Origin of the sequence: uncultured Thiocystis sp., from assembly GCF_903866365.1 — a bacterium.
Taxonomy (GTDB): domain Bacteria; phylum Pseudomonadota; class Gammaproteobacteria; order Chromatiales; family Chromatiaceae; genus Chromatium.
Genome location: NZ_CAIPNF010000038.1, coordinates 1 through 7,010 on the forward strand (window position 1 = coordinate 1; position 7,010 = coordinate 7,010).

Consider the following 7,010-nt stretch of genomic DNA (forward strand, 5'->3'; position numbering starts at 1 on the left):
GCTTGGTCAAGTGAATGGAGTGGGTGGTCGACGAGTACCCAGACCGCCTCGCCGCCGTTCGGGCTGGATCCAGAGCCGCCCACCGCCTGACCGGCTGAGTCCCTGACAATGAGTGTCAACGTCGTGCGGTCGGCGCAATCGTCACGGCAGAAGTTCCACACGCTTAACCAATGGCTCATGTCGGCCAGCCTATTGAAGAGATCGGAATTCTCAGTGGAGTGGTTGTTTCACAACCTCATCGGAGATCATTGACCCAGGAAAACCGGAAGATTTCGAGCAGCATGCCCGCAAGACCGCCCCCGATCAATCCGCCCAGAATGGTCTGTGGCATGGTGTGATACATCGCCAAACTGGCGGCTTGCCACAATGGATCCCCCAGGGTCAGCAGGGGGCCATTGATCATCCAGACGCTGCCGGCAGCCACCGCCGCGAGGAGTGCCATGATCGCGGTCGCCAGCAGCGCGCGGGCGGGAGATGCCTGGCGTCTCCGGCAGATCCCGTCCACCCATCCCCGTACCGTCGCCACATAGAGCACCCCACTGACGCTCACCAGGAACGCGAGCGCCGCCACCCGAGACAGGGGTGTCGCCAGCAGCAACTCGGTACTGATCAGTCCCACTCCGCCCACCGCACCGGCCATCAGTCCGGCCACGGCCTTGCCCGGCACCTGACAGGAATCGCGTTCCGGGAATGGAACGGTTAGGCCCACGACCCCCGCCAACGCGGCAGCCATGCACACGACCGCGCCAACGCTCACCTGGTCGGGTAGCACGATCAGTAAAACGACCCCGACGCTCACCCCCAATCCGGTACTGATCAGGGCGAGTGCCCGTGATCCGTAGAGGACCGCACACGCCAGTCCCGCAATACCGGCGGCCATCACGTTAGCGAAGACGCCGCCGCCTACTCGGATCAAGAGTTCCATGAGCCCGGCGAACAGGGGAGCATAAATGAGTCCCACCAGACTCCAGACGATGCCCCGCAACAACACCAGTCGCCACCGGATAACGGCGTTTAGTACGGGCGGATGCAATCCGAGGTCAGCGGCAGGAACAGTCAGCGTCAGGATCGCGCGCAGGGGTGACACGGGCATCGATGCGGTTTCGTTGAGTGCGGACTCAAATGGTAACGGGGTGGCTGACATCGGTGGACGCCTTTGTGACTGACGCGGTTGGCCGTGACATGAACGTGGCATGTTCCAGTCTATGCAGAGAGCCGTCAGTCATGAGAGACCGCCGTCACATCTTTCTATTGGGATAGGTGAAGCGCGTCAGGCATTTTTCACGAGGCGTTGAGCGGATCACCGGCAGGCAAGACGGGGCGTTGATTGTCGGGTCAATCGGCACAAATGGACACTAACGTACCTCAAAATCAGATAAGGACATCGTCCGTGCCATGTCGATTGTCGATGAATCGCATTCAATTTCAACCGGGTTTTGTCGCTGTTGGTTCAGGAGAGGGGCGAATCACCACAGACATCTAAATCCGGCAGTTGACGCAGGCATCGGTGCAAATTGATTCGCATAATCAGCACCTTCGGTGCGCATGCCGTCGCGCTTACAGTCTAAATCTGTGCGCAACCGATTGATCAAAATTGATTTTTGAGAACCACCGCGAATCTAGGAGTCTAGGAGAACGCGCACAGACCATGCTAGACGCGGTTTAACAGAGCTGAAGTCGACGAGCGGGAGTCGCGCTTCCGGAAACCTCCCGCCTTGAACTCCAGCATCCGCATCGTCCCCATCAACAACCAACGGAGATTCGGGAATGGTCGAAATCAAACATCACGAGACGGGGCAAATCCTGGAGATCGTCGAAAGTGACTCGCTCGTCGGCGCTGACCTGCGCGATATGCAATTGAACGGCGCGGATCTGCGTGAAGCCGATCTCACTGGGGCGAATCTTTCTTCCAGCGATCTGATCGGGGCGCTCCTCTGCGGCGCACGCCTGGTCGACGCCACTCTCATCGGTGCCAATCTGAAAGATGCCGATCTGAGTTCCGCAAATCTGACTCGCGCCCGCCTGGGTGCCGAGCACGCTTCACGGGCCGCGATGCTGAACGGTGCGAACCTGTCTCACGCACAGCTTGTTTGCGCGGATCTGCGCCGAGTGGAGAGTCGTTTCGCCAACCTGCGGAGTGCCAACTTGACCCATGCTGACCTGTGCGACACCGATTTCCACGGCAGCGACCTCTCGCATGTGATCGCGCTGAAGGCGCTCTTCATCAAGGCCAATCTGCGCGAGGCGGAACTCTGTTGCGCCGATCTGCGCGACTGCCACCTGAACGATGCCAATCTGGTCCGGGCGAGCCTACACCATGCCGATCTCACCAGTTCCTTTCCGGATGGATTCACGGTGATCAATCTGGCCAATCTGGAAGGCGCCGACCTGCGTGGCGCCAAACTCCGCAACGTCTCTGCTCAGGACACCAATTTCCGCCATGCCAACCTGACCGATGTCGATTTCACCAATGCTATCCTAGGCGGGGCAATCTTGCAGCGTGCCGATGTGACGAACGCGGATTTCTCGGGTGTCGAACTGGCCACCGTGACCATGGAGTTCGCAAACTTCTCCAAAGCGCGCAACGCGGTGATACCAACCTATAAGAAGCACCTGCGGTGAGCGGGTTGCGGGAGTGCTGCCCGTGAGGTTCATTTCCAAGGCCACCCGCCGTCGATCTCCCCGTGCTCGAAGAAGGTGCGGCAGCGCTGGCACAGATAGAGCACCGGCGCTCCCATGTGTGGGATCGTCAGCACCCGCGATTGGCCAACGCAGCGCGGACAGGCATGAATGCGCCGATGCAGCCAATACGCTAGCACGAGGACCGGGATGACGACCCAGAATAGGCGGTCATTGAGGCCCCACGCGGCTAGCAGTGGGATGCCGGGGAAAGTTCCGAGCAGGACGACGGTCAGCCAAAGGCGAAAGCGGCGGCGGGCAATGAGGGAAAAAGGCCGCTCGCGATATGCGATTCCCGCCACCTTGGCGACGGTGCCATCCTCCGAAAAGAGGACTCCTGGATACTGGTAGCCGCTGCGACGGTCGACCCATGGCATCGTCAAGCCTCCAACTTTCGCTTGGGAGAATCATCGTGATGGCATTGATGGTCGGTTCAATCTGCGCCAACGGACGCCAATTCTCATCGAGGTCGGGCATGGTCGTTTTGTACCCGGACGCCATGTTCAGGGCAGAAACGGGATCAGCCCACGCCGAAACGCTTCTTCCTGAATTTCACGGGGGGCGTGCCGGGCATCGATGAGAAAACCGTTGACCTGAATCATCCAAGCCATGGGGTTGTTCGCCAGCCGGCTCGGAAGGGTCCAATGCGGATCCATTTGCCCCGATTTCAACAGATCGAGGATCGCCTTCGATTTCGCCGAGCCGGTGCTTGTGCTGAGGCCGAAGTGGGCGCACAGCGCATCCGCGCGCAGGGAGGGGGTTTGACTGGGATCGAACAGGAAATTGACCCGTCCTAGCGCATATACGATGCCGCAAGCCCAGGTCTTGGCCTGACCCGTGACCAGCGGTGAAGGCCGCTTGCGGCACAGCTTGGCCGTCAGGCGTCGGCAGAGATCCCGATATTCCTCGGTCAAATGTGCCTGACAGCAGGCATCGGTGAGCGCGACGATGGCGTCATTAGCGCTCTTGGAGTGCTGCCGGCACTCGCTCGGATCCACCCTCCCCTGCTGTGGTCATGGTCGCTTGCCTGCTAGTGTTGCGGTTGACGGGTGCATCACGGCGTTGATTCAACCAAACGAATACCCGCGTTCCACCCAGTAATGCCAGTCTTCGACCGCTTCTAAGGTGCCCTCGTCGGCCTCTATCGCGTCGAGTTGCGCCAAGGGAAGCCCCAGCGAACGCCCTTGCCAGGTCGTTAGCACGAACATCTCGTGCAAACAGTCGTCCGCCTGTGCCAGGCTGTCAACGACGATTTCCTCGCCGGTGCGTAGAGGTGACAGCGAACGTTCCTGGATGCAGCGTGCCTTGAAGGGGAACGTCAGCGTGTCGTCGAGGTAGGAATACCACCCCATCGCTTGTTCTTCCGCGTCGTAGGCGTCGACGACCGCTTCCGTCGCAATGCGATGTTCACGGGCTTCATCTTCTTCTCGGTTCGTCATGGGAGAGTACCTGCCGTGAGAGACTGATTCGTGTGTCAGGTGCGGGGTCCGAAAGGTACAATTTACCTCAACGCAAAAGGCCGGGCACTCGCCCGGCCTTCTTTACGCTCGTGCGACAGCTTCCGCTTACGCCGCTTTTGCGAACGCCGTTTCAGTCGTGCTGTGCGCAATGGCGCGGTCCGCGTCGGCGCCCCGGACCTCAATCCGGCGTGGCTTCATCGCCTCCGGCACTTCGCGCACCAGATTGATGTGCAACAAGCCGTTTTCCAGGCGCGCGTCGATCACTTTCACGTAGTCGGCAAGCTGAAACTTGCGCTCGAAGCTACGATTGGCGATGCCGCGATAGAGGAAGTTACCCTCCGCCTCGGTGGCTTGGCGCTGGCCCGCTACGGTCAGCAGGTTTTCCTTGGCTTCTAGCTCCAGTTCCTGTTCCGAGAAGCCGGCCACCGCCAAGGTGATGCAGTACCGATTCTCGTCCTGGACTTCGACGTTATAGGGCGGATAACCACCGGGTTCCGCGCGATAGGCGGTCTCCATCGTGCTGGCCAGTCGGTCGAAGCCGATCATGGAGCGAAACAGCGGTGAGAAGTCGAGCGTGGTCATGACATATCCTCCAAGGAGCAATATGAACAGCGAAATGGCGTTCGGGTGAACCGCCGGTGTCACCGTCCCCCGCAGGGCGACGGCTATGTTATGTAAAGTAGGTCCGGATTAGCACTCTGTCAAGGGGAGTGCTAATGGTTGCGTTGCCGGGTGCTTCACCGTTCGCGAATGAGGCTCAGATGGCCTGTGGTTGGCCATTCTGAGTGTTATTCCAGGCTTTTCACGCTCAGGCGCCGCAAACGCGGAATTCGGTTTCGGGCAGGGTGTGATGTCAAAAGGGAATCGGATCGTCGAAGTCCGGTGCCCCCTCCCCGTCCGGCGGCAAGAATGGATCGTCGTCCGGATGGGTTTCCTCCTCCCCTGGGCCATGGCGCTTCTTGTGGCGTCCTTCAGGAGGGAGTGCCGAGGTCGTGGTGACCACCGACTCGGCCAGCAAGGTCCAGTTCTCGCGGACCTCGCCCGTCTCGGGGTGGGTGTAGTCGTGGCGGGTAAGCTTGCCGATGGCGGCAACCATTTCACCTTTGCGAGCACGCAATAAGACGTCGGCTTGAACGCCAAAGCAGAGCAGGGACACCCACAAGGTGTCTGGCTCCTCGGCCTGCCAAGCGGTGACATCGACCGCGACCGACGCGGTGGCCATGGCATGGCCGTTCTTGGTCAAGCGCGCCACGGGATCGGCGCCCAGGCGTCCGTAGAGGTTGCCGATCAGCATGGTTGCATCCCTCTATCCTGGACTCGGAAATGGACTTTCATCATCCGCAAAACTGACCTGCCTGCCTAGCTACTGGTGCATTTTTAATTACCCGTCTCTACACAAAACAACAAATGTGGGTATGTGGTAATGTTTATTCAAGCTTACCCACTAATGTGGTAGTGTGGGCTTATGGTTATCTCCCTTCGTCTCTACATAAAACAAAAAAAGTGGGTATGTGTGTATGTGGGTTTTATGGGTATGTGGAAATTTTACTAAAGCTTATAAATTAATGTGATATTTTGGTTGTCTTCCTTCGTCTCTGCATAAAATAACAAATGTGGGTATGTGGTAATGTTTATTCAAGCTTACCCACTAATGTGGTAGTGTGGGCTTATGGTTATCTCCTTCCTCAATCAGAAAGGTGGGGTCGGCAAGACGACGCTGTCCGTCAATGTTGCCGCCGCGCTAGTCTCTCAAGGTCACAAAGTTCTTCTCATCGACGCCGACAAGCAGGGCTCGGCCAGCACATGGGCAGCCCTGCGCGAGGAGCCGAATTTCGATGTCGTCAGCATGGCGCGTGAGAACATGGCGAAGGAGGCGCTTAGGCTCGCCTCAGACTTTGCGTTTACCATCATTGATGGACCGCCCCATGCCGAACAGATTGCCCGATCATGCATCATTGCCTCTGATTTCGTTGCTCTTCCTATCGAACCATCCGGACTGTCTACTTGGGCATCCGACTTGACCGTTCGCCAAGTCCGTGAGGCACAGGATTACAAACAAACCCTTAAATGTGGGTTTGTGGTTTCGCGTAAAATACGGAATACAGTCATCGGTCGCGACATCCGCGTCATGGCAGCCGAGGCAGGCATCCGATCCTCAATGCAGAGATCGAGCAGCGCGTATCCTTCGCCGAAAGCATGACGATGGGCAAAACGATCTTCGAATGGAGTCCGCGCGGCCCTGCCGTCAGAGAGATCGAAACATTAACCAATGAAATATTGAGCTATGTCTAGGAAGACCTTCGCAGCAGCGCCAAAGCCAAGACAGCCATCGGCTGAGACCATTGACGCTTTCGAAAGAGGCGGGGTAGGGCATGACCGTTCACCCGTGCCAGCCACCGTTTCACCGCTATCAACTCCTGCCGAGCCGACCAAGCGCCTTAGTCTTGATCTGCCAGCCAGCACTCATACGCGATTCAAGACCGCTTGCAGCGCCACGGGGCGCAAAATGGTCGGCGAGATTCAAGAGTTCATAGAACGTCGGATCGCCGAACTCGAAACAGAAGCAGGTATTACCCGTAAATGATTAAAACCACAAAACCACATTTGTGGTTTTAGATCCCGCTACCTGCCAATGACAGCGAATAGTAAGTTGCTGATTGCCTTCTTTGGGAGCCCATTGATGCAAGGCTAAACCTGATTAGCAAGATTCCTCAGCCAGGCGGATCCAGCGCGCGCCGGGCACGGCCCCACGGCAATCGCCGCGACGAGCAGTCGGCTGGGAAGGGTATCGAGATGAAACCGCCGGTTGAAGCGGTAGGCGAAGGCGCCAAGGTAGCGCTCGCCATATTTGGCGAAGTCGAAGGCGTGATA

Annotated in this window: 8 protein-coding genes and 1 pseudogene; 2 read left to right on the plus strand and 7 right to left on the minus strand. The window is 58.3% G+C overall.

The features are described 5' to 3' along the window. Positions 1-235: 235 nt before the first annotated feature. Positions 236-1,093, minus strand: coding sequence for a hypothetical protein (locus tag QZY07_RS02220; RefSeq protein ID WP_295399472.1), 858 nt, complete (start codon positions 1,091-1,093; stop codon positions 236-238). Positions 1,094-1,767: 674 nt separating this feature from the next. Here QZY07_RS02220 and QZY07_RS02225 point away from each other — a divergent pair. After that, positions 1,768-2,622 carry a pentapeptide repeat-containing protein gene (locus QZY07_RS02225; RefSeq protein ID WP_295399473.1) on the plus strand — a complete coding sequence of 285 codons (855 nt, stop codon included), beginning with the start codon at positions 1,768-1,770 and terminating at the stop codon, positions 2,620-2,622. A 29-nt stretch (positions 2,623-2,651) separates the two neighbouring features. On the opposite strand, the gene QZY07_RS02230 is transcribed toward QZY07_RS02225, so the two are convergent. The 5 genes from QZY07_RS02230 to QZY07_RS02250 all read right to left on the minus strand — a co-directional run bounded on the left by QZY07_RS02230 (position 2,652) and on the right by QZY07_RS02250 (position 5,433). Next, the gene (locus QZY07_RS02230; RefSeq protein ID WP_295399474.1) at positions 2,652-3,056 is read right to left on the minus strand and encodes a hypothetical protein; all 405 of its coding nucleotides are present in this window, start codon (positions 3,054-3,056) and stop codon (positions 2,652-2,654) included. A gap of 126 nt (positions 3,057-3,182) precedes the next feature. Then, complete coding sequence (locus tag QZY07_RS02235) at positions 3,183-3,677, minus strand: DUF6398 domain-containing protein (protein WP_295399475.1); 495 nt, start codon at positions 3,675-3,677, stop codon at positions 3,183-3,185. A gap of 69 nt (positions 3,678-3,746) precedes the next feature. Continuing rightward, complete coding sequence (locus tag QZY07_RS02240; protein WP_295399476.1) at positions 3,747-4,118, minus strand: calcium-binding protein; 372 nt, start codon at positions 4,116-4,118, stop codon at positions 3,747-3,749. 126 nt (positions 4,119-4,244) lie between these two features. Then, positions 4,245-4,721, minus strand: a complete 477-nt coding sequence (locus QZY07_RS02245) for an Hsp20 family protein (RefSeq protein ID WP_295399477.1) — start codon at positions 4,719-4,721, stop codon at positions 4,245-4,247. Between the two features lie 271 nt (positions 4,722-4,992). Beyond that, positions 4,993-5,433 (minus strand): single-stranded DNA-binding protein, encoded by a 441-nt coding sequence (locus QZY07_RS02250; protein WP_295399478.1) that lies wholly within the window; start codon positions 5,431-5,433, stop codon positions 4,993-4,995. A 375-nt stretch (positions 5,434-5,808) separates the two neighbouring features. Between QZY07_RS02250 and parA the strand changes: the two genes are divergently transcribed. Next, positions 5,809-6,339 carry a ParA family partition ATPase gene (gene parA / locus QZY07_RS02255; protein WP_295399479.1) on the plus strand — a complete coding sequence of 177 codons (531 nt, stop codon included), beginning with the start codon at positions 5,809-5,811 and terminating at the stop codon, positions 6,337-6,339. 498 nt (positions 6,340-6,837) lie between these two features. Here the strand turns inward: parA and QZY07_RS02260 are convergent. After that, a pseudogene (locus tag QZY07_RS02260) lies at positions 6,838-7,010 on the minus strand (IS1595 family transposase); the annotation flags it as partial.

Excerpts from the sequence above, each read along its gene's own strand:
- QZY07_RS02220 (WP_295399472.1), bottom strand. The coding sequence starts at position 1,093 with ATGCCCGTGTCACCCCTGCGCGCGATCCTGACGCTGACTGTTCCTGCC.
- QZY07_RS02225 (WP_295399473.1), top strand. The coding sequence starts at position 1,768 with ATGGTCGAAATCAAACATCACGAGACGGGGCAAATCCTGGAGATCGTC.
- QZY07_RS02230 (WP_295399474.1), bottom strand. The coding sequence starts at position 3,056 with ATGCCATGGGTCGACCGTCGCAGCGGCTACCAGTATCCAGGAGTCCTC.
- QZY07_RS02240 (WP_295399476.1), bottom strand. The coding sequence starts at position 4,118 with ATGACGAACCGAGAAGAAGATGAAGCCCGTGAACATCGCATTGCGACG.
- QZY07_RS02245 (WP_295399477.1), bottom strand. The coding sequence starts at position 4,721 with ATGACCACGCTCGACTTCTCACCGCTGTTTCGCTCCATGATCGGCTTC.
- QZY07_RS02250 (WP_295399478.1), bottom strand. The coding sequence starts at position 5,433 with ATGCTGATCGGCAACCTCTACGGACGCCTGGGCGCCGATCCCGTGGCG.
- parA (WP_295399479.1), top strand. The coding sequence starts at position 5,809 with ATGGTTATCTCCTTCCTCAATCAGAAAGGTGGGGTCGGCAAGACGACG.